Source organism: Pseudorhizobium tarimense, assembly GCF_022968135.1.
Lineage (GTDB): Bacteria > Pseudomonadota > Alphaproteobacteria > Rhizobiales > Rhizobiaceae > Neorhizobium > Neorhizobium tarimense.
In genome coordinates, this window is sequence record NZ_JALJRA010000003.1 from 152,603 (window position 1) to 178,298 (window position 25,696).

The window sequence follows — 25,696 nt, forward strand, 5'->3', positions numbered from 1 at the left end:
CGCAAATTCCCAGAAAGACAGCCGGGTCAACGAACCTCGGCGGAAACAGGTAGTGAGATGGCACAAAATTGGACCCCGAACACGTGGCGGCAAAAACCGATCCAGCAGGTTCCGGATTATCCGGATGCCGCAGCGCTGGCCGCGACCGAGGCACAGCTTGCCACCTTCCCGCCGCTCGTCTTTGCCGGCGAGGCCCGTCGCCTGAAGAAGCATCTCGCCAATGTCGCGGAAGGAAGCGGCTTCCTGCTGCAGGGCGGCGACTGCGCCGAAAGCTTCATGGAGCACGGCGCAGATACCATCCGCGACTTCTTCCGCGCCTTCCTGCAGATGGCGGTTGTCTTGACCTTCGGTGCGCAGCAGCCGGTGGTGAAGGTTGGCCGGATCGCCGGCCAGTTCGCCAAGCCGCGTTCGTCGAACATCGAGAAGCAGGGTGACGTCGAGCTGCCGAGCTATCGCGGGGACATCATCAACGGCATCGAGTTCAATGCCGACGCCCGTATTCCGAACCCGGAGCGGCAGCTTATGGCCTATCGCCAGTCGGCTGCGACGTTGAATCTCCTGCGCGCCTTCGCGATGGGTGGCTATGCCAATCTTGAAAACGTGCACCAGTGGATGCTTGGCTTCGTCAAGGACTCACCGCAGGGCGAGCGCTACAAGAAGCTCGCCGACCGCATCACCGAAACGATGGACTTCATGAAGGCCGTCGGCATCAATGCGGACAACAACCCCAGCCTGCGCGAAACCGACTTCTTCACCAGCCACGAGGCGCTGCTTTTGGGTTACGAAGAAGCGTTGACCCGCGTCGACTCCACTTCCGGCGACTGGTACGCCACCTCCGGCCACATGATCTGGATCGGCGACCGGACGCGCCAGGTGGACCATGCGCACGTCGAATACTGCCGCGGCATCAAGAACCCCATCGGGCTGAAATGCGGTCCGTCGCTGCAGCCCGACAATTTGATTGAGCTGATCGACGCACTGAACCCGGCGAACGAAGCCGGTCGCCTGACGCTAATCTGCCGTTTCGGCCACGACAAGGTCGCCGACCACCTGCCGAAGCTGATCCGGGCCGTCGAGCGCGAGGGCCGCAAGGTCGTCTGGTCGTGTGATCCGATGCATGGCAACACCATCACGCTCAACAACTACAAGACGCGACCTTTCGATCGTGTCCTGTCGGAAGTCGAGAGCTTCTTCCAGATCCACCGGGCCGAGGGCACACATCCCGGCGGCATCCACATCGAGATGACGGGCAAGGACGTGACCGAGTGCACGGGCGGCGCGCGCGCCGTTTCGGCCAGCGACCTGCAGGATCGCTACCACACCCATTGCGACCCGCGGCTCAACGCGGACCAGGCCCTGGAGCTTGCCTTCCTGCTCGCCGAGCGGATGAAGACCGGTCGCGACGAGAAGCGGATGGTCGTCAACGGCTGATCCGTCGCCAGCTATCAGTTAAGGAAAAAGGGCTGGCGGTTGCCGGCCCTTTCTGCATCTGGCATCAGTTCTCTTGAACTTTAGGCTCAGCTGAAGGCGTTTGACGTCACTCCAGAAAGTCCTAGGCTCGCGCCACCGTGAACGGGAGGGGTGAGATGGAGCAGCGCAACAGCGGCGGATGTCTTTGCGGCGGCGTGCGGTTCGAGACGACCGGCAGGCTCAGGGAGGTCATCGGTTGCCACTGCTCGCAGTGCCGTCGCCAGACGGGGCTCTATTATGCCGCGACGAATGTGGCGGTGGATCATTTTCGATTGGTGGAGGAGGGAACGCTCTCCTGGTATCGCGCAAGCGATATGGCAGCCCGCGGCTTCTGTTCTAGGTGCGGATCAGCCCTGTTCTGGAAGGCCGATGGCAGCGAGAAGATCTCGGTGCTTGCAGGTGCCTTCGATCAGCCGAGCGGGCTGAAGATGGGCTACCATATCTACTGCGATGACAAACCTGACTTCTACGAGATCCCGGAGGATGGGCTCCCGCGACATCCACAAGGGCGCGGTTGAGCAGAGGTGCCCGCAGTCATTGTGAGCGGGATCGGGCGTTGCAGCCTCCTGTCATTCCCGCTAGCACCGTCTCATGTTTGAGGTGCGCAGCGGGAGAGAGATATGCCACGAAGCTCGATCGAGATCTTCGACCTGGACAGCCGCAAGAGCGAAGTTGTGTGGGAAACGGAGGCACTTTTCGAGGCGCCCAACTGGTCGCCCTGCGGCAGCTACCTGCTGCTCAACAGCGAAGGCAGGATGTATCGGCTGATGCTAGACGGCGCAGTGGCACCGGAGGTGGTCGACACCGGCTTTGCGGTCGAGTGCAAAAACGACCACGGAATCTCGCCCGATGGCGAGTGGCTTGCGGTCTCCGACAAGATCGTCTTTGACAAGTCCGCGATCTACATCCTGCCCGCCGTTGGTGGAGAGCCGCGGCTGGTGACGGACAACCTGCCATCCTACTGGCACGGCTGGTCACCCGACGGCCGGAGGTTCGCCTATTGCGGCATCAGAGACGTTTTCTTCGACATCTACACGATCGGCATAGACGGTGGAGACGAACAGCGGCTGACCTTTGGCGAGGAACGCAGTGACGGGCCGGACTATTCGCCCGACGGAAGATGGATCTACTTCAATTCGAGCCGCAGCGGGCGGATGCAGATCTGGCGGGTCCCTGCAGAGGGCGGGCCAGCCGAGCGGATCACGGACAGCTCCTATGCCGACTGGTTTCCGCATCCGTCACCGGCTGGCGACAAGATCGTCTTCCTGTCCTATGACGGCGATGTCTTCGATCATCCGCGCGATCTTCATGTCAGGATCCGCATGATGGATACGGACGGATCGAACGCCGAAACGCTGTTCGAGCTGTTCGGTGGGCAGGGGACGATGAACTTGCCCAACTGGGCGCCAAATGGACGGCAGTTCGCCTATGTCCGCTATTTCCCGGTGGCATGAAGGCTTGAAGTGAAGCCGCTGGCAAGGCATGCATAACAGGTCAGGTGCCAGCCAAGTGCTGGAGAATCGGGAAGCCGGTGCAAATCCGGCACGTGCCCACCGCTGTGAGGCGGACGGCTGCTGCAGAAGACAGCCACTGGAGTTTTCCGCGAAGGCGGCGGCAGGCGGATAAAGCCGGGTCAGAAGACCGGCCTGACGGGATAGGCCGAACCGCGCGGACGGCGGTAGGATTGTTTGGCAGCCGAAGGCTTGCGCCTCGGACGCCAGCATTGGGGATGAACGATGCGACCTGAACCAGGCGGGCAGCGATGCGGCCCCGTGACCGCTGCCACGTTTTCCGATGAGGAGCGCCTAGCCGTCTACAAGGCGATCGAAACGCGCCGGGACGTGCGCGACCAGTTCCTTCCCGATCCGCTGCCGGAGGATCTCGTTCGGCGGCTTCTCCATGCTGCTCATGCGGCGCCGTCGGTGGGGTTCATGCAGCCGTGGAATTTCCTGCTGATCCGTGACCAGGATGTGTTGGAGCGGGCACATCAGGCGTTTCAGCGAGCCAATGATGAAGCGGCGGAGATGTTCGCCGACGACAGGCAGGCGCTCTACCGCAGCCTGAAGCTCGAAGGCATTCGCAAGGCGCCGCTCAGCATCTGCCTCACCTGCGATGCGGACCGGGCAGGGCCTGTGGTGCTGGGGCGCACGCACAATCCGCGCATGGATGTCTACTCGACCGTCTGCGCGGTCCAGAACCTTTGGCTCGCGGCTCGCGCCGAGGGGGTGGGCGTCGGCTGGGTGAGCATTTTCCACGAAGCGGACATCCGCTCGCTATTGGGCATTCCCGAGCGCGTAGAAATCGTCGCCTGGCTGTGTCTCGGCTATGTCAGCGAGCTTTACGAGCAGCCGGAGCTTGCGGTGAAGGGATGGCGGCAGAGGCTGCCGCTCGACGAACTCGTCTTCCACGACCGCTGGGGCGAGCGCTGATCCTATTGCCGGGGCCGGGCACCGTCGGAAGCCGGATTAGCGAGATCGATCGAGCTGTCGTTTGGAAGGAAGACGGGGCCGACCGTGCGGACCTTCTGCGATGGATCATAGGCTCGCTCTGGGGGTGGCGGAAGAGGCGCCTCGGCAGTTTCCGTCGATGTGTTCGCCTTCACGTCTGTGATGCTGGAACTGGAACGGCCAGGAAGGGAAGGCCCAGGCGGTATCTGCGGCTCCGCCCCCCGGTTGTCCGGCAGCGCGACGACCTCGTCAAAACACCGGTTCTGCTGCATGGCAGACAGGATCGCATTGCGTTCGCCATTCGGCCGGACCATGGAGACGGATGCGGCGCGCCTGGAACGGATCGCGTCCCGTTCGGCCTCCGCCTGGCGCAGCTCTCGCTTCATCTCGCTGCACATATCGCCTGACCGGCCAAAGGATACGATGCTGCCGGCGCCACAGCCGGCGCGGCGCATCTCAGATCGCAGATAGCGAATTTCGTCCTCCTGGCTCCGTAGCGCCTCGGCATGGCGGCGTACTTCCGACGTGCTACCGATTACTTCCGGGATCGCCACCAGCCGACGGTTGAGAGACTGGCAAAGCGTCGACTGGTCCGCCCATGCAGCGTTCTGCAGCAGCAGCAGGACCACGGCGATGGCGGCGAGGCTCTTCTTCATGATCGTTTCCCGGTGGCTTGTTGTGCCCGATATGATCGGGTTCGCCGGTTGAGAATATCATAAATCCTGCGGCTTAGGCGTTCGATGCCTCAACGACGGCGAGTGCCGCCATGTTGACCACGCCTCGAGATGTCACTGATGGAGACAAAATATGCGCCGGCAGTGCCGTGCCGAGCAGGATCGGCCCGACGTGCAACGCATCCATCATGTTGCGGACGATGCCTAGAGAGATGTTGGCGGCATCGAGGCTCGGGAAGACGAGGAGGTTTGCCTCACCGGTCAGCGTGCTGTTCGGCATCGCCCGCTTGCGCAGCGGCTCCGACAGCGCCGAGCCCGCTTGCATCTCGCCATCCACCTCAAGCTCAGGAGCACGCTGGCGTAGCAGCGCCAGCGCTTCGCGCATCTTCTGTGCGCTGCCGGAATTGCGCGAACCGAAGTTCGAGTGGCTGACCAGTGCGGCCTTGGGGATGATGCCGAAACGCTGGATCGCTTCTGCGGCCAGGATGGTCATCTCGGCGATTTCCGCCGCGGTCGGATCGTAAGTCACGAAGGTGTCGGTAAAGAAGATCGCGCCGCGTTGCGAGATCAGGAGGCTCATGCCGGAGAAGGCGCAGACGCCTTCACGCTTGCCGATGATCTGGTTGACGTCGCGCAGGTGCCGGTCATAGCGTCCCTCGACGCCGCAGATCAGTGCGTCCGCCTCGTCGCGCTTGACCGCCAGGGCACCGATGACGGTGTTGTTGGTACGCACGATCGTGCGGGCGGCCTCCGGGTTGACGCCGGCGCGGCCAACTAAGGCGAAGTAATCGTCGACATAGTCGCGGTAGCGCGGGTCGTCCTCGGGATTCACCACCTCGAAGTCGACATTCGGGCGAATGCGGATGCCGAAACGCTTTAGGCGCGCCTCGATGACGCTTGGGCGGCCGATCAGGATCGGACGTGCCGTCTTTTCCTCCAGCAGGACCTGGGCTGCACGCAGGACCCGCTCATCCTCGCCCTCGGCAAAGATGACGCGGTTCTTCTCCGCCTTCTTGGCGGAATTGAAGATCGGCTTCATGACAAAGCCCGAGCGCCAGACGAAGCGGTTCAACTCGTCCAGATAGGCGTCGAAATCCCGGATGGGACGACCGGCTACCCCGGTCTCCGCGGCCGCGCGGGCGACCGCAGGAGCGATTCGCAGGATCAGCCGCGGGTCGAACGGCGAGGGGATGAGGTAGTCTGGGCCGAAGATCGGCGTCTCGCCGGAATAGGCGCGAGCGGCGACGTCGGAGACTTCCTCACGCGCGAGAGCTGCGATGGCGCGCACAGCCGCCATCTTCATTTCTTCGTTGATGGTGCAGGCGCCGCAGTCCAACGCACCCCTGAAAATATAGGGGAAGCAGAGCACGTTGTTGACCTGGTTCGGGAAATCCGAGCGTCCGGTGCAGATCATCGCATCCGGTCGGGCAGCGCGGGCGAGCTCCGGCATGATCTCCGGCGTCGGATTGGCGAGCGCCATGATCAGCGGCTTGTCCGCCATCTTTGCCAGTAGCCCCGGCTTGAGAACGCCGGCTGCCGAGAGGCCGAGGAAGACGTCTGCGCCTTCGATGTTCTCGGCCAGCGTGCGCATCTCGCTCTTGCGGGCGTAGACGGCCTTCCATTCGTCCATCAGTACGGTGCGACCCTCGTAGACCAGGCCTTCGATGTCGTGGACCCAGATGTTCTCCCGCCGCGCGCCGAGTTCCACCAGGAGGTTGAGGCAGGCAAGCGCCGCAGCACCTGCGCCGGATGCGACGATCTTGACGTCGGAAAGGTTCTTTCCGGCAAGTTCCAGACCGTTCAGAATGGCAGCCGCAACGATAATGGCGGTGCCATGCTGGTCGTCGTGGAAAACCGGGATGTTCATCTTCTGGCGCAGCTGGCGCTCGACCTCAAAGCATTCCGGCGCCTTGATGTCCTCAAGGTTGATGCCGCCGAAGGTGGGCTCCAGCGCCGAAATGGTGGAGACCATCGATTCGATGCTCTGCGCGTCGATCTCGATGTCGAAGACGTCGATGGCAGCAAACTTCTTGAAGAGAACCGCCTTGCCTTCCATCACCGGCTTGGAGGCGAGTGGGCCGATGTTGCCGAGCCCGAGGACTGCGGTGCCGTTAGAAACGACAGCCACCAGATTGGAGCGGCCGGTATAATCGGCTGCGGTGTTGGGATCGTCGCGGATTGCAAGGCAGGGGGCTGCGACGCCGGGCGAGTAGGCCAGCGCCAGGTCGCGCTGGTTGCCCAGCGGCTTTGTCGGCTGGATTTCAAGCTTACCCGGGCGCGGATACCGGTGGAAGAACAGGGCCTGTTCATCGAGATCGCCGGACTTCGTCGTGCCGTTCGCGTTCGCGTCGTCTTGCATGCCCTTGGCGCCTCCGGTGATCACGTCTTTCGTCGACTAGTCGGTTGTGCCTCCTTACAACAAACCGCGGCTTGGAACAGCTTTATTTCCTCTGGATTGCCCTCGACCTGGACACGCGTTCACCGCGTGCGACCCCCCTTGTCATGCTCCTGATACACGACTCTGGTTTTGGAATGGGGGCTAAAACGTGTAGGCAAGAGGGACCCGTGACCGTGATGGCAAACAGCAGGCACTTCCGGACGATCTTCATCTCCGATGTCCACCTCGGCTCGAAGGCAGCACAGACGGACCTTCTGCTCGATTTCCTGCGGCACCACGAGGCCGACACGATCATCTTGGTCGGGGACATCGTCGACGGCTGGCGGCTGAAGCGCAGCTGGCATTGGCCGCAGGGCTGCAATGACGTCGTCCAGAAGCTGCTGCGCAAGGCACGCAAGGGCTGCCGCATCGTCTACATTCCTGGCAACCACGATGAATTCCTCCGCGACTTTCCGGGCACCCATTTCGGCGGCATCGAAGTGGCCGAGCGGATGATCCACGATGCGGCGGACGGCAAGAAGTATCTGGTGCTGCATGGCGACGAGTTCGACGTCGTGGTTCGCAATGCCCGCCTGCTCGCCTATCTCGGCGACTGGGCCTATGACGCCGCCATCGCGCTGAACGTGGTTCTGGCGGCGGTACGGCGCCGGCTCGGCATGCCCTACTGGTCGTTCTCCGCCTGGGCAAAGCTGCAGGTGAAGCAGGCCGTCAACTTCATTGGCGAGTTCCAGAATGTTGTCGCCGAAGAGGCGCGCAAGAACGACGTGGACGGGGTCATCTGCGGCCATATCCATCATGCGGTAATGGAAGAAATCAACGGTATCCAGTACATCAACACGGGTGACTGGGTGGAAAGCTGTACAGCCGTTGTCGAGCGCCATGACGGAACAATGGAGATGATCACCTGGCAGAAGCCGGCGGCCGTCACGACGCTACAGCCGCTGACGCCGGAGCTTATCGAGGACATGAAGGCCGCGTAAGGGCGGGCGTTTCTAGCTAGTCATGGCAAATCTGCCATAGGAGCCAGGCAGGGCGCGTGCTAGACCATTCGCATCCTGTCCGATTCAGTTGCTCCCGTGACAACAGCCAATGTGACCGAGCCGCCGCCGCGGCGATTCCAATTGCGTTGCGCGCTCGCTTATGCAGCGCCGATCGGCGTCAATGGCATCATGCTGCCCTATTTCCCGGTGTGGTTGAACTCGCTTCATTTCAGCGAGTTCGAGATCGGGATCATTCTCGCCATTCCGATGATCGTGCGCATCATCGCCGCGCCCGTTGTCGGCGCGATCGCCGACCGTCTGCAGGAGCGCACACGGGTGCTGTTCTGGTCCGGCGGTCTCTCGCTTCTCACAGCAATCGCGCTCTACTTCGCCACAGATTTCTGGCCGGTGCTGCTGATCTATTGCCTGCAGGCGGCCGTCTTCGCCGCCTATGTGCCGGTCGTCGATTCGATCGCGGTCAGTGGCGTGAGACGTTGGGGCTTCCAGTATGGCTCGCTAAGAGTATGGGGTTCCGTCGGCTTCGTCGCAATGAGCCTGCTGATGGGGGAGTTAATCGGTCTCTGGGGCGGCGGCGTGCTTCCGACGGTTGCCAGCATTGCCTTTGCCACTACGCTTCTGGCGGCCTATGTGGCGCCGCGCCTTGGCCCGGCTCGCCGCAACACGTCCTTGAGCGGTGTCGGGCGCTTCAAGGGCCTAGGTGCATGGGGCAGGGTCGACCTTCATCTGATTATGATCGGCGCCTCGATCGCCCAGGCAAGCCACGCCATGTTCTATGCTTTTGGCGCCATTCACTGGCAGGAACAAGGGTTTGGTGGCACCCAGATCGGCATCCTATGGAGCACGGCCGTCATTGCCGAGATCCTGGTCTTCTTCGCCTCCGGCGTCATCGCGCGGCGGCTGACACCCTGGACGCAGATGCGGATCGGCTGCGCGGCCGGCGTGCTGCGCTGGGTGCTCTTCCCCATGCCCTTCGGCTTCTGGGGCTACTTCCTGCTGCAATCCATGCACGCCTTCACCTTCACGTTCCTCCACATCGGCGTACAGCTCAAGCTGGTCGAGATGGTGCAGGAGGATCAGGAATCGTCGATGCAGGGCGCCTATTTCTTCTACAACGGCGCTTTTCTCGCGCTTGCGACGTTCGTTTCCGGCATCCTCTACCGCCATTACGGGGCGGCAAGTTTCCCGGCGATGGCGCTTGCAGCGGTTGCGGGTCTGCTCACCATCGCGCTTGCGGCGCGGCTTCAGCCCCAGAGAGCCGGCGCAGGCGGGAACACGGTCGATCCCTCGTAGCGCAGGCCCGGCTGTCGGTCGCGGGCCAGCAGCAGCGGCCCATCGAGGTCGGCGTATTCGGCATCCTGCGCCAGCAGGACTGCTGGCGCTATGGCCAGAGAGGTGCCGACCATGCAGCCGACCATGATGTCGAAGTCGAGCCGCTTCGCCTCCGCCTTCATGCGCAGCGCCTCTGTGAGGCCGCCCGTCTTATCGAGCTTGATGTTGACGGCATCGTAACGGTCGCGCAGCGCTTCCAGATCGTCTGTCGCATGCACGCTTTCGTCGGCGCACACCGGCACCAGGCGTTCGATCTGCGCGAGCTTGGCGTCCTGGCCGGCGGGGAGCGGCTGTTCGATCAGCGAAATCTGCAGCTGACGCGCGAGCCGAAGATGGTGCTCTATGTTGTCGTCGGTCCAGCCCTCGTTGGCATCAACGATGATGCGGGTGGTCGGGGCTGCCTGGCGCACCGCTCGCATCCGCGACTCATCGTCTTCCGTACCGAGCTTGACCTTGAGGAGCGGGCGCTTAGCGTTCTTTGCCGCTTCGGCCGCCATCGAGGCGGCATCGCCGAGTGAAAGGGTGAAGGCGGTAGTAATCGGGCGCGGCGAGAGGTTGAGGGCATCCGCGACCGTCACTTTACCCTGCTTCGCTTCGAGATCCCAAAGAGCACAGTCGACGGCGTTGCGGGCAGCACCTGGCTTCAGCAGCCGCAGGAGCTCGGCGCGCCCAGCGCCTTCTGTCACCGCTGCCGAAATGGAGCGAATTTCGGCCACGACGGCCTCGATCGACTCGCCATAGCGCCGATAGGGGACGCATTCGCCGCGGCCTGAGATCTCACCCAACGAAATCGTGCAGGTCACCACCTCGGCCTCTGTCTTCGACCCGCGCGAGATGGTGAACATGCCTGTGATCGGGAAAGTCTCTATTGTGGCTTCGAGGTTACGTCGCATGCTTTTGAACGCCCTGTCGTGGTATTTCTTCGGCAGCTGTTTATATTGCCGCTTGCCGTATTGCATCAATGTTCACGGCAACGCCCGCCACCGAACCATGAAAGATACCAGTGCCGTCACCGAACACTGAAACCCAGGCCGCCGCAATGGCGTCACAACAGCTGCCTGGGGGCGATGGCGAGCGCCTGATCGCGCGGGGTGACTGGCGTAACCACAGCGTTGGAAAGGTCTTGCCGACGCTCGTGGAGCTGGAAGGGGCAGCCGGGAAGGGGCGCGTCGAAATCGACGTATCGGCCGTTCAGGCCATCGACACGGCAGGAGGCTGGTTGATCCGAAAGCTGATCACCGCCAAGCAGGCCCAGGGCCGGGAGGTGGCGCTGGTCGGCGCAGCCGCTAACATAGACGAACTGATCGCCGTTCTGCCGGAGAAGGCGCCGGCGCCACCCGCGTCTTCAGGTCCAGGGGCCTCGCTTTTCGAACGCGCCTTTGCGCCGCTCGGCCGGATGGTGAGCGAAACGGCCGGCGATATGGTGGCGGCGATGCACATTCTCGGTTCCGCCGTTCGCGGAGCGCAGATGAAGCTCGGTCGCGGCGGTGGTGTTTCGCCCGCATCCGTGGTCAACCAGATCGACCACATGGGCGTTCGGGCCGTTCCCATCGTTGCACTGATGTCGTTCCTCATCGGCGCCATCATTGCCCAGCAGGGCGCGTTCCAGTTGCGCTACTTCGGCGCCGAGATCTTCGTCGTGGACCTTGTGGGCATCCTGCAGCTTCGAGAAGTGGGGGTGCTTTTGACCGCGATCATGATTGCGGGACGGTCGGGCAGTGCCATCACTGCCGAGATCGGCTCCATGAAGATGCGCGAAGAGATTGATGCGTTGACGGTGATCGGCCTCAACCCTGTTGGCGTGCTGATCTTTCCGCGGCTGGTGGCACTGACGATCATCCTGCCGCTCTTGACGATCATTTCCAACTTTGCCGCTCTCTACGGCGCGGCCGTGGTCACCTTGACTTATTCCGGCATCACGTTCGACACGTTTCTCTCGCGGCTTCATGAAGCCATCGACCATACTTCCGTCGCATCCGGCATGATAAAGGCGCCGTTCATGGCGCTCGCCATTGGCATTGTTGCTGCCGTGGAGGGCATGAAGGTGGGCGGCAGCGCCGAATCGCTCGGCCAACATGTGACCGCCTCCGTGGTGAAGTCGATCTTCGCGGTTATCGTGATGGATGCCTTCTTCGCGATCTTCTATTCGGCCATCGATTTCTAGGAGCGGCGGATTGCAAGAGTCGGCGAACAAAACTCCGCAACGAGAGAAGAGGCAGGTGGTGCTGTCGGTGCGCGACGTGACCGTCGGCTTCGGCTCCAACATCGTCCTCGACAACCTCAACCTTGATATCTACCGCGGTGAGATCCTGGGATTCGTCGGCGCCTCGGGAACGGGAAAGTCAGTCCTGATGCGGACGGTGCTGCGGCTTCTTCCTCGGCGGTCCGGAAAGATCGAGATCCTCGGGACCGACTACGACTCGGCCGACGATGCGCAGCGGATGGAGCTCGATACGCGGCTTGGCGTGCTCTTCCAGCACGGTGCGCTGTTTTCCTCGCTCACCGTGAAGGAGAACATCCAGCTGCCGATGCGCGAATATCTCGACCTGCCGCAGTCGCTGATGGACGAGCTCGCGTATCTGAAGATCGAGATGGTCGGCTTGGCACCCGATGCGGCCGACAAATATCCGTCGGAGCTCTCCGGCGGCATGATCAAGCGTGCGGCGCTGGCACGAGCGCTGGCACTCGATCCGGATCTCGTCTTCCTCGACGAACCGACCTCCGGTCTCGACCCGATCGGAGCTGCGGAGTTCGACATGCTGATCGCCAGGCTGCGCGACACGCTGGGGCTCACCGTCTACATGGTAACCCACGATCTCGATAGCCTTTTTTCCGTTTGCGACCGTATTGCCGTGCTGGGTCAGAAGCGGGTATTGGTCGAAGGTACGCTGGACGATATGTTCGCCTTCGACGACCCGTGGGTTCAAGCCTACTTCCGCGGCAAGCGGGCCCGTTCCGTGGTGACCACGGAAGAGGACGCTGCACAACTGCAGAAAAGTGACTGAGGCCATGGAAACCAAAGCCAATTACGCGATCGTCGGGTTCTTCACTCTGCTGGTGATCGCAGCCGCATTCGGTTTCGTCTACTGGATGGCGCAGTCCGGCAGAGGCGGGCCAACGGCGGAGCTTGCCATCCGCATTCCGGGCTCGGCCAACGGGCTTTCGGTCGGCTCGCCGGTGCGCTTCAACGGCATCCCCGTCGGGTCAGTGCGCAGTCTGTCAATCGACCCGGAAGATCCGCAATACTCGATTGCCTTTACCGAAGTGCGCGCCGATGCCCCGGTCTATCCTTCGACGAAGGCGGTTCTCGAGGTGCAGGGCCTGACTGGCGCGGCCTATATCGAGCTTTCCGGCGGCAACAAAGGCGAAGAGAACATCCTCCAGAAGGCGATCGAGCAAGAGCGGCCGGCGGTGCTGATCGCCGACCAGTCGAGCGTGACGAACCTTCTGGCGACGGCCGACAAGATCCTCGACCGCGCCAATCAGGCCATTGGCGACCTTCAGGGGTTTGTGGCCGACGCGCGTGGACCGTTGACCCAGACAATTCGCAACGCAGAGACGTTTACTGGCGCGCTTGCCAGCAATTCCGGCGCGATTGACCAGTTCCTGGAGAGCATGTCGACGCTCGCCGTCACCTTCAACAGCGTTTCGGAGCGGCTGGATTCGACGCTTGCCGCTGCCGACCAGCTTGTCAGAGCCATCGACGCAGACAAGGTCAACGCTGTGGTCTCCAACGCCGAGCGGGTGACGCGCAACGTCGCCGACGCCTCCGACAACCTCGACGAGATCGCCCAGAACATCCGCCAGGCGGCCTCGGGCTTCGAACAAGTTACGACGGATGCCCAGTCGGTGATCCGTCGCGCGGATACTCTCATGGCGGCGATCAGCCCAGACAATATCGGCACGGCCGTCAACAACATCACTGCGGCAAGCGAAGATGCCCGCAGCGCGCTTTCCTCGGCGCGTGAGGTGGTGGACAATGTTGCGGATCGGCGCGAAGACATCAATCGGGCGATCGGCGATTTTACGGACCTCGCACAGAAGCTCAACAACGCCTCCAACCGCGTCGACGGCATCCTGGCGAAGGTGGACACGATGCTGTCGGGGGGCGACTCGGAGTCTCTTTTCGCCGAAGCGCGGCGGACGCTGGAATCTTTCAGGACCGTCGCAGACAACATCAATGCGCGGGTGGGACCGATTGCTGACAGCCTCCAGCGCTTTTCCGCCACTGGGCTCAGGGACATCCAGTCACTGGTCGAGGACACGCGCCGCACGGTCAACAGCCTCGACAACACGATCAACAACTTTGACGAGAACCCGCAGCGGCTGATCTTTGGCGGCGAGACGGTGAAACAATATGATGGCAGAACGCGGCGATAGGCGGATTGATAATGACCGATTGGACCTTCTCGAACTTGCCCCTGGGTCGCGCCGCCAGCGTCATAACGCTGCCGCTGGTTGCGATCCTTGCCGTCGGCTGCGGCACGAAGGCAAACAACGACACCTTTGATCTCTCCATCACGCCGGCGAGCACGGGTCCGGCGGCGCGTAGCCGACAGATCCTCGTTCCTGAGCCGACGGCGCTGAAGGCGATCGACAGCAACCAAGTTGTGGTGCGGGTGTCGCCGTCGGAGATACAGTATCTGGCGAATTCGCAGTGGAGCGACACCGTGCCGCGCATGGTGCAGTCGAAGCTGGTCGCGGCCTTCGAAAACAGCGGTCGCCTCGGCGGCGTCGGAAAGCCGGGGCAGGGGCTGGCGATCGACTACCAGGTGGTCGCCGAGATCCGCACATTTGAAGTCAACACCGTCGGTGCCGATGCTGCCAATGTCGAGATCTTCGTGAAGATCCTCAACGACCGCGATGGCACTGTCCGGGCGCAGCGGGCATTCCAGACGAGCGTGCCTGTCTCGGGCTCGGAGAACCGCGACTTCATTCAGGCGCTCAACGCGGCTTTCGCGGCGGCGGGCGCAGAGATTGTGGAGTGGTCGCTGCAGGTGATGTAGCGCTCCCCGCTTCATCCTTCATCCAAAGAGATGGCCGCCTCTTGGGCGGCCATCAGACTGCTGACAAAGTCCTCTTTGCCTTTGCTGGCGCTACTTCGACTCCGATCCGTTCTCTTTTCGATTCAGAGACGTTCCGTGAATCTTGGTCCTTGAGAAGGTGGGGTGGGGGTTTGTCATCAAGCTGATGGCCGCCTCTTGGGCGGCCATTTCTTTTTATGGCTATGAACGCTCAGCGCCGGGAGGCTAGCCGTTGAAGCGACCGGCGGCATGGGCGAGCATGGTATAGACCTTGCCCGTGTCCGAGGTGAGGTAGCTCTGGGTGACGGTCTTGTCGCGATCGGTGCGGGCGACATCGTTCAGCAGCTTTTCGAAATCGGCAATATAGCGGTCGACGGCGGTCCGGAATTCCGGCTCGCGCTCGTACTTGCGCTTGATTTCGTCGAAGGTTTGCTGCCCCTTCAGCGTATAGAGCCTGCGGGTGAAGACGTCACGTTCGCCGCGCTGGTAACGCCGCCAGAGATCGACCGATGCATCATGATCGATGGCGCGGGCGATATCCACCGAGAGTGAGTTCAGCGATTCGACCATGTGACGCGGGTTGCGGTTGTCGCCGTTGCCGCGCGCGGCCGGCTGCTCAGGTTGACGCGGTGCCTGGCGATTATCTGCTGCCGGCTCGCGGGAGGCGCCGCGCAGAAGGTCGCTGATCCAGCCCCCCTCACCGGGCCGCGGTGCGGGTTCTGCCGGCCGCTGCTGCTGAGCGGGCTGTGCCGCAGGCTGGACGTTCAGCGAGCCGCGCAGGCCGGAGGACAGGATGTCCGAACGAGGTGCGGCGGCAGGCGGTTGCGGCAGGGCGGTTGCCTGCTGCGGCCGCGGTGCCGTGGCGGGTGCCGGGGCGCGCGGCTGAGCGGGCTGCGAGACCTCCAGTTGCTGGGAGGAACGGCTGACCAGCTGCGAGAGATCCTGCAGCGCCTTGATCTGCTCGGCGACCGCACGACGCATCGCAGCGGCGCTCTCTTTCGCCTCTTCGGGAAGGTCGAAGGCGCCACGCTTCAATTCCGAGCGGGTACTGTCGAGTTCTTCGCGGATTTCGTTTGCGGAGCGGCGGATCTCGTCGGTGGCGCCCGCAAAGCGGCTGACTGCTTCCTCCACCGACTGGCGCAGCGCTTCACGCAGATGCGCCGCGGCGTTGTCGGAACGCTGGCCGGCCTCGTTCAACATCCGTTCGACGTCGCCGAGCGATCCGTCGACGCTGCCACGAATGCGCTCGGCCAGTCCCTTGGCGCGGTTTTCCGCATCCGACATCGTCTCGTCAATCGTGCGATTTGCCTCCTGGCCTGCGCCAAGAAGGGCTTCGCGCACGGAGCGTGCCGCGAGATCAGCGCGCTGCTGGGTCTCGCCCAGCGTGCGCCCGACATCGGCGAAGGCGCCATGGAGGCTCTCGCGCAGGTGGGTTGCGACCTCCGAGGAGCGCTCGCCGGCACGGCTGAAGGCGCTTTCCACCAGCGTCGTCAGATTGCGCATGGTCGCTTCGATCTGCTCAGATTGCTTGACGAGGCCGAGGGACAGATCCCGCAACGCCGTCTGACGCTCGCCCAGTGTGTTGGCGAGGTTCGACTGGGCGGCACCGAGAAGTTCGGACGCCTGAGCAAGCACCTTGGAGTGCTCATCGAACCGGCCAACGATGCCGCCGACCTGGCCGAGCGTCTGGCCAGAAATGTTGGCGAGACGGTCGATGTTGCTTTCCAGCAGACGGCTGGAACCGGAGACCATGTCCACCGCCTGGTTGGCCGATTCCTGGAAGCGGTTGGCGGTGGCATCGAGACGCTCGTCGACGCCAGCCAGACGGGTGGCCGCCTCGTCGGTCGCCGTAATGATGTTGTGGGCGGCCCGCTGAACCATGTCTGCGATGCCGGTGTTGCTTTCCGCTAGACGATCGATCAGTGCGTTGACGTTGCCTGTCAGACCACGTTCGACGGCAAGGATTGCGCCGGTCGTGCTTTCTGCGCGCTGTGTGAGCGCAGTCAGTGCTTCGTCCGTTCGGGAAGCGATTGCGTCCACCAGAGCGGTATTCTCATTTCGGATGCGACTGGTGCTTTCGCTCGCGATCGCCGCAATTCGATCCGTGGTCTCCTGTGCGGCGCTGGCGATCTGATCGGCGGCAGTGCGGCTGGCTACCGCATATTGATCGACCACAGGCTTTGCCTGTTCCTCGATGAGGCGCGACAGCTCGGTGGTCCGGCTGGCTAGCATCGAGTTCAGGTCACGGGCGCGGCTGTCGAGAGCAGCGCGGATCGCGTCACCGCGGGCAGCAAGCGCCTTGTCGACGGCATCCATGGCTGCCTGCAGTTCACCGGCCGTCTCAGAGAGTGTGCCCCGGAGAGAACCGCCGCGCGCTTCGAGCGCCTGTTCCGCTTCGCCCAGGGCCTCGGAAATGGCCGTGACCTGGCGCTTCACCAGGGAGTCGGCTTCTGCAACCTTGTTCACGATTGCATTGCCGGCTTCCGAGAAGGCCTGTGCCACGGTGGCTGCTTGACCCGCGAGGCGGCTCTGGGTTTCAGAAATGCGCGCGATGATCTCGTTCGACCGCTCCTCGATGGAGCGGGTGAACTCGGCATTGCGGTTGGTCAGCTCGTCCGTGAACTCTGCGCCGGCGCGGGTGAGCACTTCGGCGGAGCGGATTGCTTCGCTGTCCATGCCTTCGGCAGCGTTGCTGACGGCTTCGCGCAGCGTCGCCGCCAGACCTGCCGCCTTGCCCTCGATCGTCTTGGTGACATTGTCGAGGCCGATGGTGAGCGCACGGTCCATCGTTGACAGCCGCTCGTCCAGACGGGACGCGCCGGTTTCCAACGTGCCGGCGATTCGCTGGTGCGCCTCGCCAATGTTGCGTCCTGCGCCGTCGACTAGCTCGGCCACGTTGCCGACGGTGCTCTCAATGCGACCGGAGAAATCGTCCGCTGACCGGGTGATTTCCTGTGCAGCGGTATTGAGTCTCGTTGCGATTTCGCCCGCGGTGAAGTTGAGGCGTCGCTCCATGTCGGAGCCGGCGCCGTCGATGGCTGCTCGGAACTCGTCCTGCTGCAGTTCGAGCGACATCTCGAGGAGGCCGGCACTGGTTGCGATCGTCGTTCCGATCGAGGTGGCCTGATCGGACATGAGTTCGGTGATCTGCTCATGCGCCTGGGTGAGGGCGCCAGAGATCATCTCGCTGCGCTCTTCAAGAACCGCGCGCAGGCGATCATAGTTGCTGCCGAGCGTTTCTTCGAGTTGCCGATTGGCGGATGTCACTGTACCGGCAAACTGCACGTGCATCGACTGGAGGGTGTCGGAAACCCGCTCCTGTCCTGCACCGATCGTTGTTTCAAGCCGCTCGGTCCCGCTGGTGAAGCTGCTTTCGAAGCGCTCGGCGCCCTGTCCAAGAACCGATTCCAGACGTTCGGAAACTTGTCCCACGGACTGCTCGAGAAGGCTTCTTGCGTCAGTGGCAGTGTTGATCAGCTTCTCGGTCCGCTCGTCCAGCACGCCGGTGAGGCGGTCTTCACCAAGAGCGAAAGCGGTAGTCAGCTCCATCGCCTTGTCGTCGAGCATCTCGCCAATCTTGTCGCCGTTGGCGGTGATGGCTTGCGAGAATCCCGCAACGCGCTGATCGAGGCTCTCGCCAAGACGCTGTTCGCCCTCTTCGAGATGGCGAGCAATGGCTGCGGCGCGCTCGTCGAGAACGCTGGAAAGACGTTCCGGTGCATCGGCGACGGTGTTCAACACGCTCGCAATACGGTCTTCGCCGAGTGCGAAGGCGGTGCTCAATTCCATCGCCTTGTCGTCGAGCATCTCGCCGATCTTTTCGCCGTTGGAGGCGATCGTCTGCGCGAGACCCAAGACATGGTGGTCGAGAGTGTTTCCGAGCCGCTGCTCGCCTTCCTCGATATGGCGGGCGATTGCGGCGGTCCGCTCGTCAAGGATGCCGGAGAGCCTCTCGGGTGTGTCTGCGAGATTGGTGAGAATGCCGGATATCCGGTCCTCGCCAAGGGCGAACGCCGTGTTAATCTCCATCGTCTTGTCGTCGAGCAGTTCGCCCAGACGGTCGCCGTTGGCGGAAAGCGCTTGGGTCAGCTCGGCGACGCGACGGTCGAAGCCCTCGCCGATCCTCTGTTCGCCTTCTGCGATGTAGCGAGCGACGGCAGCGGCGCGTTCCTCGAGCGTGCTCGACAGGCGTTCCGGCGCCTCAGCAAGGCTGGCCAGAATGCTGCCGATGCGATCCTCGCCAAGCGCCAAGGCGGTGCTGATGTCCATCGTCTTGTCGTCGAGGAGTTCGCCCAGGCGGTCGCCGTTGGCGGAAAGCGCTTGGGTCAGCTCGGCGACGCGACGGTCGAAGCCCTCGCCGATCCGCTGTTCGCCTTCTGCGATGTAGCGAGCGACGGCGGCGGCGCGTTCCTCGAGCGTGCTCGACAGGCGCTCCGGCGCCTCAGCAAGGCTGGTCAGAATGCTGCCGATGCGATCCTCTCCAAGCGCCAAGGCGGTGCTGATGTCCATCGTCTTGGCGTCGAGGAGTTCGCCCAGGCGGTCACCGTTCGCGGACAGTGCCTGCGTGAGATCCGCGACGCGACGATCAAAGCCTTCGCCAATCCGCTGCTCACCTGCCGCGATATGGCGGGCAATGGCGGCGGCGCGTTCGTCGAGAACGCCGGACAGGCGCTCCGGCGCGTCGGCCAGGTTGGTCAGGATCCCGGCAATGCGATCCTCACCGAGGGCAAACGCGGTGCTGATCTCCATCGTCTTGTCGTCGAGGAGTTCGCCGAGCCTGTCACCATTGGTGGAGAGCGCTTCTGCAATTGCGGCCGTGCGCTGATCCAGAAGGCTGGCGAGACGCTCCGGTGCGTCCCAGACGGTGGCCTGGATCGCTGCAGTGCGCTCGTCGAGGGCGGTCGCGAAGCGCTGTTGGCCACCCTCAAGAGCGTCGATCACGGACTTCGAACGTTCTCCCAGAGTTTCATCGAAACGCGCCTGGCTATCGGTGAGGGCACCGATCAAAACGCTGCTGCGCTCGGCGAGCACGGCATCGATAGTCTCGTGGGTATTCCCAAACGCGCCGGTGATCTCGCTGGTGCGGGCCGCCAGAGCATCGCTGAATTCGCGGGTGCGGCTCTCCAGCATCGAGTCGAGCACCTCTTGTCCCGTGCCAAGCGCAGCAGCAAGGCTGAGAGACTGATCGGTGAGGGCGCTTCCGATCCGCTCGATGCTGCTGCTAAGGATGCCCTCGATCGACTCCGTGCCGCCCGCGACGGTCTCGTTGATGCGGGCGAGGCTGTCCATCAGCTTGCTGTCGAGGCTGCCGGCGCGCTGGTCGAAGGCGGTGGCAAATTGCGTGAGCCCCTCGTCGAAGGTCGTGCTGATCTGGCCAACGGTTGCCTGCAGGCGCTCTTCGAAGAGGCCGGTGCGCAGGTCGAGGTCCATAACCGCATCGTCGGCAGCCGTCTGGAGGTTGCGCTGGAACAGCGTGCCCTTTTCGTCGAGCGACTGGTTGAGCGAGGTCAGTACTGCTTCAAGTGAGGTGGTGATGCTCCGTTCACCCTCGGCCAGTCCCTCGGTGATCTCGCGGGTGCGGGCGATCAGCGTTTCATTGAGCTGGCGGGTGCGGTCGGCGAGAGCGGCATTCAGCCGTTCTGTGCTGGCATCGAGCGTCGAGGCACGCGTCTCGAACTCGCCGAGCATTTCCTGACCCCGCTCGGAGAGTGTCGAGGTGAGGGTCTGCAGTCGTTCGTCGAATTCGTTCGCGAGCGCAAACCCAGATGAGCTCAGCGTCTCGACCAGATCCTGCGCCTTGGCCGCAAGCAGCGAGCCCAGTGCTTCACCCGCGGCATTGGTCTTTTCGGTCAACGCGGCGGCGCGCGTATCGATCATCGATGCAAACGCTTCGCCGGAGGTGGCGAGGCGGATGGAGATTTCTTCCGTTGCCAGCGACAGCTCTTCCTTCAGCTGCTCATGCGCGCCAACGATAGAGGAGCGGATACGCTCAGCATGATTGACGATCGCGTCGCGTTCGCTGCCGAGTTCATGGACGAGACCGCGAACCCGCAGCTCGTTATCCGTATAGCTGCGCTCCAGCGCGTTTACTTCGGAATGAACAAGAGTCTCGAGCTCCGTTGCGCGTGCGATCGTCCGCTCGATCCCTTCGTTCATGGCCGACACCTCGCGGCGAACGGCCTGGCCCACGGTCATGATCCGCTCGGCAGCGATGGTCTCCGGCTCCGAAAGCCGCAGGGCCACTTCCGCCATGGAACGGGCGGCGTTGCGCAGATCCTGGGCGCGCGCCATCATGATTGCGAAGGCGAAGAACAGCAGGATCGGAACCACAATCCCGACGAGGATCGCGACGATGCCTGGAGCAGAGAGCAGGCCGGCGACCGAGCCGATGCTCCACAGCTCGGAGCCGTAGATCAGCTGCGCCATGCCGATGCCGCCCACTGCCCAAAGCATCGACACGATGGCTGCATTGCGCAGCGACGACCGCATCGTGCCGCCTTCCAGAGACTTAAGCATATTGAGCGTGCTGCGGCGGCCGCCGTCGTTGGCGGGCTCGAAAGCAGGACCGCGTGCGGTTGTATCGGCACTCTGGCTGCGGGGCGGTTGCGCCGGATTTTCCTGACGTCGAGCAGAAGAACGCTGTTTGGGGGTATCTGACACTCTGGCCTCCGAGGCGTGGGGCGCCGGCTTACGACGGGCATCTTGCTCGTCGTTGAAGTCGATCTTGAGCGCGTCCTCCAGTGCCTGGAAGGCGGTCTCGTCGATCGACTCGCTCGTGGTGTTCTTTGCCATGCGGTTACGCCTCGCTACATACTCGCCCGGCCATTTCCTTCCTGATCACGCCGCCCATCGATCAGCCGGAAATCATGCCTGCCGGTTCCCTTGTGTCGTCATGACCTTGAGAACCCTATCACTTTCACTTCCGATGGCGTTCTTGCAAACGGATGATAAGGAAAGCTTACCAGCGCGCCATCGGCGGCGGCGAGAGGAGACTCCCGCCATTCCACCTGTACTGTAGTGGCACATCTGCCCCGCGTTCACAATTCGAGGCCCGGGGCGGCAGTGACAGTGCCACGTCTTGTTAACAGGATTTAAACCATAGAATCTGGCTAAAGTCCTGTAAATCAGCGCGCTTAGCGGAAATTAACCATACGCGAAGATTCCGGCCCTGTTCGCGCCCGAATTTAGCGGGATGGAGCCATCGCACCCGACAAGCTGGGGTAACCTAAGTTCGGAGGAATAGCACGTCCAATATCGCGTTCGACGCGCCCGTTACCACCCGAGCAACCTCGCCCTCACAGTCGCGCCCGATCGTTCTCGTTCACCTTGCGGCGAGAACGAAAGGCGACAAAAGCCTGGAGATGGAGGCGCTGCAGATGTTCGTCCGACAGGCCCGCCACACCGTGCGCGAGATCGGTAAGGGAGATGCAGCGGGTTCGGCAGCCGCGGCCGGGCGTTTGAAGAGTGCGGCGGCAGCTGTTGGTGCCTTCAAGGCGGCGGAAGCTGCGGCACGCGCAGAAGAGAATGCTGCAGATGCAGGTTCGATCGCCTCGCTCGGGGCGGCGGTGCTGGAGTCGGAAAACTTCATCCTGAAGCTTTGCCGCTGAACTTCCGCGGCATTGCCGACGCGGCTTCGGCTGCCTATGTTGACGGCAAACGCGATCCGTCGGACGACGGGTCTTCTTCTCCCGCACAAAACCGACCGGATTCCCATATCATGACGAAACTGACCATCGTCGCCTTCGACGGAACGCGCTACGACCTGGATGCTGCCAACGGATCAACCGTGATGGAGAATGCGGTGCGCAACTCCGTCCCCGGCATCGAGGCCGAGTGCGGTGGCGCATGCGCCTGCGCAACCTGCCACGTCTATGTCGATGAAGCCTGGGCCGATCGCGTCGGACCGCCGTCTCCGATGGAGGAGGATATGCTCGACTTTGCCTATGAGGTGAAGCCAACTTCGCGGCTCTCCTGTCAGATCAAGGTGGCCGATGACCTAGACGGTCTCGTGGTCAATGTGCCGGAGCGACAGGCTTAGCTAAAAAAAAGCCTCGCGGCGCGATGCGCCGGCGAGGCCAGTGAGGCGTCAACGGAAGCGGGTCGGGAGGATGACCTGCTCCCGTGCGTGCGCCGGGAGATTTAGGACCAGCCGTGGCTTCATGCCACCGAGATGCTGACGGCAAGGACATCCGTCCCTGCTGATCGCCGCCGCATCTCAAGTCCCCGCCATCTCTACAACGGTGGGCACCATTAGCATAGCATAATATATCATCGGTGATTAGGCGGGTCGCCGGCAAGCGTCGCGCAAGCTCCGGGGGCCGATCAACCGTCATTCTGGTGCATGCGGTACTTCAACAGGCGCATCATGCGGTTGTCGAAGTTGGTCGACTCAACCCGATCGAAGCGGAGCTGGTCGCGATCGTGCGCCTCAAGCACCCGGCGCGTGGTGGCGCCCACCTGCTTTTGCAGAACGTCGCAATCCTTTTCCGGCCGGAGACCGAGGAGTTCCTTTTCCAGCGCGCGTGCATAGCCTCGTGCGATCTCGGCGTGACGCTCCTCATGCCTTTTGATATCCGACGACAGCGTATCCCAAATGAAGCGAAGATCCTTTTCCGCACGACGGCGGTTGCTCCAACGCGGCAGGATGAGGTGGGTCGACAGCGTGACCTTGGCAGCCCCTACTGAGCACTTGCCGCCGCGCTCCACATAGGTGACCTCGCCGCCGAACTTGATCTCGGTTGCGCCGGGATGCCGGTGCCCCGTCGTCTGCGTGAAGGGCCCGCGATTTTCCAGCTCCTTGTCCAGGTCTTCGGCGGTCTTGCCGCCTATGCTGAAATAGCCGTAGGTCTTGGAAATCTGAGGATCGCTCGCCGCTGATGTGGCCGTCATGCAGAAGATGACGACTCCGCCGAGAGCGTGACGGAATCGGGAATTCAAGGACATTTGGCGGCCTGCGGACATTGAACTTTCGAGAAGCTTGCGGCATAGCCATGCGCGGCGCAACAAAAAGGCGGAAAAATTTGCGTTACTCCGGGACGATGACTGCAGACATGACACCGGACCGCAACATCTCATGGTCTGTGGGGCGCGGGAGGTGCCTTGAACTCGGCAACCGCGGCCAGATCATGGCCATCGTCAATGTTACCCCCGATTCTTTTTCCGACGGCGGTCGCTTCGTTGATGCTTCGCATGCCGTTTCTCAAGCTCTAGCCTGTGTTGAAGAGGGGGCATCCATTCTGGACATCGGCGGGGAGTCTACGCGACCGGGTGCCGCCGAAGTTAGTGCGGCGCAGGAACAGGACCGGGTTCTGCCTGTCATCGAACGGCTTGTCCGGGAGACGGATGCGCTAATCTCGATCGATACCTACCGGGCCGAGACGGCGCGGTTGGCGATCGCGGCAGGCGCTCATATCGTCAATGACGTCCATGGGCTTCGGCGGGAGCCCGAGATCGCCCGTGTGGTTGCGGCCGCCTCCGCTGGGCTCTGCATCATGCATACCGGACGGGACCGGGCAGGGGAGCTTCTGCCGGATGTCATTGCGGACCAGAGGGCGTTCTTCGATGTCTCTCTCGGGTTCGCCAGAGCCGCGGGCGTTCGCGATGATGCGATCGTCTTGGATCCCGGCTTCGGCTTCGCCAAGGATTCTGACGCCAACCTGGAGCTGATGGCGCGCTTCCCTGAGTTGCAGGACGTGGGATTACCTTGGCTGGTGGGCACGTCGCGCAAGCGCTTCATTGGTGCGGTGACCGGTAGAGAGAAGGCTGCGGATCGCGATATCGGAACCGCCGCCACCACAGTGATGTTGCGCTTGGCAGGTGCCGCGATCTTTCGGGTTCACGATGTCGCGTCGACCCGTGACGCGCTGGCAATGGCCGACGCGGTTATAGCCGTCCAGCAGCAGACACATGGAGACCGCAAATAATGCTCTACGCGATCAAGCTGAAGAACTGCGCCTTCTTCGCCCGCCACGGCGTGCTGGAGGAGGAAGCGGCGATGGGACAGCGGTTCTTCGTCGATGCCATTCTGGAGGTGGACGGAGGGGAGGCGCTCAGTTCCGACCGTGTCGAGGACACCGTCCATTACGGAGAAGCTTTTCAGCTGATCGAAGAGGTGATGACAGGCAGAAGGCGGAAGTTGATCGAGACGCTCGCGATGGATATCGCCAAGCTGCTCTGCAGCCGCTACCCGCAAATCCACCGCGCGCAAATCGCAATCCGGAAGCCGAGCGCGCCCATTGCGGGTGTGCTCGATTATGCGGAGGTGACTGTCGATTATCGACCGTCCTGACATGGGATCCACGGCAGCGTTGGGCCTCGGCGGCAATATCGGTGATCCGCCTGCGGCAATGGCGCGCGCCCTGCAGCAACTCAACCGGCATCCACACTGTCAGGTCAATGCCGTGTCGCGCCTGTACAAGACGCCGCCTTGGGGGAAGACCGATCAGGCAGACTTCTTCAACTGCTGTGCGCTGATCCAGACCGACCTGCAGCCCGAGGCGCTTCTGGATCTCTGTCTTGAGATCGAGCGGGACATGAAACGGGTGCGGATCGAACGGTGGGGCCCACGCACGATCGATATCGACATCCTCAGCTATGATGGTCTAAAGACGAGTATGGAGCGGCTGCAGCTGCCGCATCCGCGGATGACGGAGCGTGCGTTCGTGCTCATGCCGCTCAACGATATCGCCCCTTTGCTCGAAGTCGCGGGGCGAACTGTAGGGGATTGGCTTTCGCAGACGGAGCAGGAGGGTATCCGGGTTGCAAGCGAGAACCCAGATTGGTGGCGGGAGGAAAGCTCCCGCCCCTGATCAATCGATTGATCCGACGGCGATCGAATCGAGGTCGCGGTCAAGTGTCAGCCCAATGACTGGGATCATCTGATCCTCCACCTTGACGGAGATCGTGATGTTCATGGTGTTGGTGCCGCGCAGGCTGGCCACCATGGCGCCGTTCAGCTGGGCGCGGTTGATGCCGACCACCACCTTGTCGCCGTTGACGGCGCCGGAGATGATGTCGAGGCCCTTGCCATCTGCGCCGTCAAGAAACTGGCCTTTGTAGCCCTTGCCAGCTTCGGTAATCACGGCAGACATCGGTTGCTTGAAGACGCCGACGCGGCAGGTGCCGTCCAGCTTGATGCCGGTTTCGCCGTTTGGCGTCGGCTCGCCGGTCAGATTGCAGCTGAACTTCGTGCCCTTGTACTTCCCGGCGACGATTTCGCCCGGCCCCTTCCAGCTGCCGGCGACGGACTGGAAGAATGCCTTGTCCCGGGGCGCCGCGGAGACCTCTGGAGCCATGGCGGACGTGGCGCCGAGTGCGACGGCAATCATGGGGAGAATGCGCAGATACATGGGAG

21 protein-coding genes and 1 riboswitch are annotated in these 25,696 nt (G+C 62.7%); of the genes, 15 read left to right on the forward strand and 6 right to left on the reverse strand.

Features of this window, described 5'->3' with window-relative positions:
- Positions 1–57 precede the first annotated feature (57 nt).
- From MUU54_RS04715 to bluB, 4 genes are all read left to right on the forward strand, one after another.
- The gene (locus MUU54_RS04715) at positions 58–1,431 is read left to right on the forward strand and encodes a class II 3-deoxy-7-phosphoheptulonate synthase (RefSeq protein ID WP_247242880.1); all 1,374 of its coding nucleotides are present in this window, start codon (positions 58–60) and stop codon (positions 1,429–1,431) included.
- Between the two features lie 155 nt (positions 1,432–1,586).
- On the forward strand, positions 1,587–1,988 hold the full coding sequence (locus tag MUU54_RS04720; protein WP_247242881.1) for a GFA family protein: 402 nt from the start codon (positions 1,587–1,589) through the stop codon (positions 1,986–1,988).
- Between the two features lie 102 nt (positions 1,989–2,090).
- Positions 2,091–2,924: a TolB family protein gene (locus MUU54_RS04725; RefSeq protein ID WP_247242882.1), complete on the forward strand. Its 834-nt coding sequence runs from the start codon at positions 2,091–2,093 to the stop codon at positions 2,922–2,924.
- Between the two features lie 25 nt (positions 2,925–2,949).
- Positions 2,950–3,134: riboswitch (cobalamin riboswitch) on the forward strand.
- 72 nt (positions 3,135–3,206) lie between these two features.
- The gene (gene bluB, locus MUU54_RS04730) at positions 3,207–3,899 is read left to right on the forward strand and encodes a 5,6-dimethylbenzimidazole synthase (protein ID WP_247242883.1); all 693 of its coding nucleotides are present in this window, start codon (positions 3,207–3,209) and stop codon (positions 3,897–3,899) included.
- 2 nt (positions 3,900–3,901) lie between these two features.
- On the opposite strand, the gene MUU54_RS04735 is transcribed toward bluB, so the two are convergent.
- Together MUU54_RS04735 and MUU54_RS04740 are read right to left on the reverse strand one after the other, a co-directional pair.
- On the reverse strand, positions 3,902–4,573 hold the full coding sequence (locus tag MUU54_RS04735) for a hypothetical protein (RefSeq protein ID WP_247242884.1): 672 nt from the start codon (positions 4,571–4,573) through the stop codon (positions 3,902–3,904).
- Between the two features lie 73 nt (positions 4,574–4,646).
- The gene (locus MUU54_RS04740) at positions 4,647–6,950 is read right to left on the reverse strand and encodes an NADP-dependent malic enzyme (RefSeq protein WP_247242885.1); all 2,304 of its coding nucleotides are present in this window, start codon (positions 6,948–6,950) and stop codon (positions 4,647–4,649) included.
- Positions 6,951–7,165: 215 nt separating this feature from the next.
- Between MUU54_RS04740 and MUU54_RS04745 the strand changes: the two genes are divergently transcribed.
- Together MUU54_RS04745 and MUU54_RS04750 are read left to right on the forward strand one after the other, a co-directional pair.
- Positions 7,166–7,969 (forward strand): UDP-2,3-diacylglucosamine diphosphatase, encoded by an 804-nt coding sequence (locus MUU54_RS04745; protein WP_247243009.1) that lies wholly within the window; start codon positions 7,166–7,168, stop codon positions 7,967–7,969.
- A 96-nt stretch (positions 7,970–8,065) separates the two neighbouring features.
- The gene (locus tag MUU54_RS04750; RefSeq protein WP_247242886.1) at positions 8,066–9,280 is read left to right on the forward strand and encodes an MFS transporter; all 1,215 of its coding nucleotides are present in this window, start codon (positions 8,066–8,068) and stop codon (positions 9,278–9,280) included.
- Here the strand turns inward: MUU54_RS04750 and dgcA are convergent.
- On the reverse strand, positions 9,232–10,212 hold the full coding sequence (gene dgcA / locus MUU54_RS04755) for an N-acetyl-D-Glu racemase DgcA (protein ID WP_247242887.1): 981 nt from the start codon (positions 10,210–10,212) through the stop codon (positions 9,232–9,234). The two genes, MUU54_RS04750 and dgcA, sit on opposite strands and share 49 nt — an antisense overlap.
- Positions 10,213–10,358: 146 nt before the next feature.
- Between dgcA and MUU54_RS04760 the strand changes: the two genes are divergently transcribed.
- From MUU54_RS04760 to MUU54_RS04775, 4 genes are read left to right on the forward strand one after another with little or no spacing between them, the layout of a single operon-like run.
- The gene (locus MUU54_RS04760) at positions 10,359–11,483 is read left to right on the forward strand and encodes an ABC transporter permease (RefSeq protein WP_247242888.1); all 1,125 of its coding nucleotides are present in this window, start codon (positions 10,359–10,361) and stop codon (positions 11,481–11,483) included.
- Between the two features lie 55 nt (positions 11,484–11,538).
- A complete protein-coding gene (locus MUU54_RS04765) occupies positions 11,539–12,324 on the forward strand; it encodes an ABC transporter ATP-binding protein (protein ID WP_247242889.1) in 786 nt (261 codons plus the stop codon).
- Between the two features lie 4 nt (positions 12,325–12,328).
- Positions 12,329–13,699, forward strand: coding sequence for an MlaD family protein (locus MUU54_RS04770; protein ID WP_247242890.1), 1,371 nt, complete (start codon positions 12,329–12,331; stop codon positions 13,697–13,699).
- An 11-nt stretch (positions 13,700–13,710) separates the two neighbouring features.
- Positions 13,711–14,325, forward strand: a complete 615-nt coding sequence (locus tag MUU54_RS04775; protein WP_247242891.1) for an ABC-type transport auxiliary lipoprotein family protein — start codon at positions 13,711–13,713, stop codon at positions 14,323–14,325.
- A 243-nt stretch (positions 14,326–14,568) separates the two neighbouring features.
- Here MUU54_RS04775 and MUU54_RS04780 read toward each other — a convergent pair whose 3' ends face one another.
- Positions 14,569–21,135 (reverse strand): apolipoprotein A-IV repeat region-like domain-containing protein, encoded by a 6,567-nt coding sequence (locus MUU54_RS04780; protein WP_247242892.1) that lies wholly within the window; start codon positions 21,133–21,135, stop codon positions 14,569–14,571.
- A gap of 461 nt (positions 21,136–21,596) precedes the next feature.
- Between MUU54_RS04780 and MUU54_RS04785 the strand changes: the two genes are divergently transcribed.
- Complete coding sequence (locus tag MUU54_RS04785) at positions 21,597–21,950, forward strand: Hpt domain-containing protein (protein WP_247243010.1); 354 nt, start codon at positions 21,597–21,599, stop codon at positions 21,948–21,950.
- Between the two features lie 110 nt (positions 21,951–22,060).
- Positions 22,061–22,381 carry a 2Fe-2S iron-sulfur cluster-binding protein gene (locus MUU54_RS04790; protein WP_247242893.1) on the forward strand — a complete coding sequence of 107 codons (321 nt, stop codon included), beginning with the start codon at positions 22,061–22,063 and terminating at the stop codon, positions 22,379–22,381.
- A 284-nt stretch (positions 22,382–22,665) separates the two neighbouring features.
- On the opposite strand, the gene MUU54_RS04795 is transcribed toward MUU54_RS04790, so the two are convergent.
- A complete protein-coding gene (locus tag MUU54_RS04795; protein WP_247242894.1) occupies positions 22,666–23,232 on the reverse strand; it encodes a DUF922 domain-containing Zn-dependent protease in 567 nt (188 codons plus the stop codon).
- A 161-nt stretch (positions 23,233–23,393) separates the two neighbouring features.
- Between MUU54_RS04795 and folP the strand changes: the two genes are divergently transcribed.
- From folP to folK, 3 genes are read left to right on the forward strand one after another with little or no spacing between them, the layout of a single operon-like run.
- On the forward strand, positions 23,394–24,266 hold the full coding sequence (folP, locus tag MUU54_RS04800; RefSeq protein ID WP_247242895.1) for a dihydropteroate synthase: 873 nt from the start codon (positions 23,394–23,396) through the stop codon (positions 24,264–24,266).
- Positions 24,266–24,631, forward strand: coding sequence for a dihydroneopterin aldolase (folB, locus tag MUU54_RS04805; RefSeq protein ID WP_247242896.1), 366 nt, complete (start codon positions 24,266–24,268; stop codon positions 24,629–24,631). The genes folP and folB overlap by 1 nt, the downstream gene beginning before the upstream one ends.
- Position 24,632: 1 nt before the next feature.
- Positions 24,633–25,151 (forward strand): 2-amino-4-hydroxy-6-hydroxymethyldihydropteridine diphosphokinase, encoded by a 519-nt coding sequence (gene folK / locus MUU54_RS04810; protein ID WP_247242897.1) that lies wholly within the window; start codon positions 24,633–24,635, stop codon positions 25,149–25,151.
- Here folK and MUU54_RS04815 read toward each other — a convergent pair whose 3' ends face one another.
- Positions 25,152–25,670, reverse strand: coding sequence for a hypothetical protein (locus MUU54_RS04815; protein ID WP_247243011.1), 519 nt, complete (start codon positions 25,668–25,670; stop codon positions 25,152–25,154).
- Positions 25,671–25,696: the final 26 nt, after the last annotated feature.

Excerpts from the sequence above, each read along its gene's own strand:
- folK (WP_247242897.1), top strand. The coding sequence starts at position 24,633 with ATGGGATCCACGGCAGCGTTGGGCCTCGGCGGCAATATCGGTGATCCG.
- MUU54_RS04775 (WP_247242891.1), top strand. The coding sequence starts at position 13,711 with ATGACCGATTGGACCTTCTCGAACTTGCCCCTGGGTCGCGCCGCCAGC.
- MUU54_RS04725 (WP_247242882.1), top strand. The coding sequence starts at position 2,091 with ATGCCACGAAGCTCGATCGAGATCTTCGACCTGGACAGCCGCAAGAGC.
- MUU54_RS04780 (WP_247242892.1), bottom strand. The coding sequence starts at position 21,135 with ATGGCAAAGAACACCACGAGCGAGTCGATCGACGAGACCGCCTTCCAG.
- MUU54_RS04735 (WP_247242884.1), bottom strand. The coding sequence starts at position 4,573 with ATGAAGAAGAGCCTCGCCGCCATCGCCGTGGTCCTGCTGCTGCTGCAG.
- MUU54_RS04795 (WP_247242894.1), bottom strand. The coding sequence starts at position 23,232 with ATGACGGCCACATCAGCGGCGAGCGATCCTCAGATTTCCAAGACCTAC.
- dgcA (WP_247242887.1), bottom strand. The coding sequence starts at position 10,212 with ATGCGACGTAACCTCGAAGCCACAATAGAGACTTTCCCGATCACAGGC.
- MUU54_RS04745 (WP_247243009.1), top strand. The coding sequence starts at position 7,166 with ATGGCAAACAGCAGGCACTTCCGGACGATCTTCATCTCCGATGTCCAC.
- folP (WP_247242895.1), top strand. The coding sequence starts at position 23,394 with ATGACACCGGACCGCAACATCTCATGGTCTGTGGGGCGCGGGAGGTGC.
- MUU54_RS04760 (WP_247242888.1), top strand. The coding sequence starts at position 10,359 with ATGGCGTCACAACAGCTGCCTGGGGGCGATGGCGAGCGCCTGATCGCG.
- MUU54_RS04720 (WP_247242881.1), top strand. The coding sequence starts at position 1,587 with ATGGAGCAGCGCAACAGCGGCGGATGTCTTTGCGGCGGCGTGCGGTTC.
- bluB (WP_247242883.1), top strand. The coding sequence starts at position 3,207 with ATGCGACCTGAACCAGGCGGGCAGCGATGCGGCCCCGTGACCGCTGCC.
- MUU54_RS04815 (WP_247243011.1), bottom strand. The coding sequence starts at position 25,670 with ATGATTGCCGTCGCACTCGGCGCCACGTCCGCCATGGCTCCAGAGGTC.
- MUU54_RS04740 (WP_247242885.1), bottom strand. The coding sequence starts at position 6,950 with ATGCAAGACGACGCGAACGCGAACGGCACGACGAAGTCCGGCGATCTC.
- folB (WP_247242896.1), top strand. The coding sequence starts at position 24,266 with ATGCTCTACGCGATCAAGCTGAAGAACTGCGCCTTCTTCGCCCGCCAC.
- MUU54_RS04715 (WP_247242880.1), top strand. The coding sequence starts at position 58 with ATGGCACAAAATTGGACCCCGAACACGTGGCGGCAAAAACCGATCCAG.
- MUU54_RS04790 (WP_247242893.1), top strand. The coding sequence starts at position 22,061 with ATGACGAAACTGACCATCGTCGCCTTCGACGGAACGCGCTACGACCTG.
- MUU54_RS04770 (WP_247242890.1), top strand. The coding sequence starts at position 12,329 with ATGGAAACCAAAGCCAATTACGCGATCGTCGGGTTCTTCACTCTGCTG.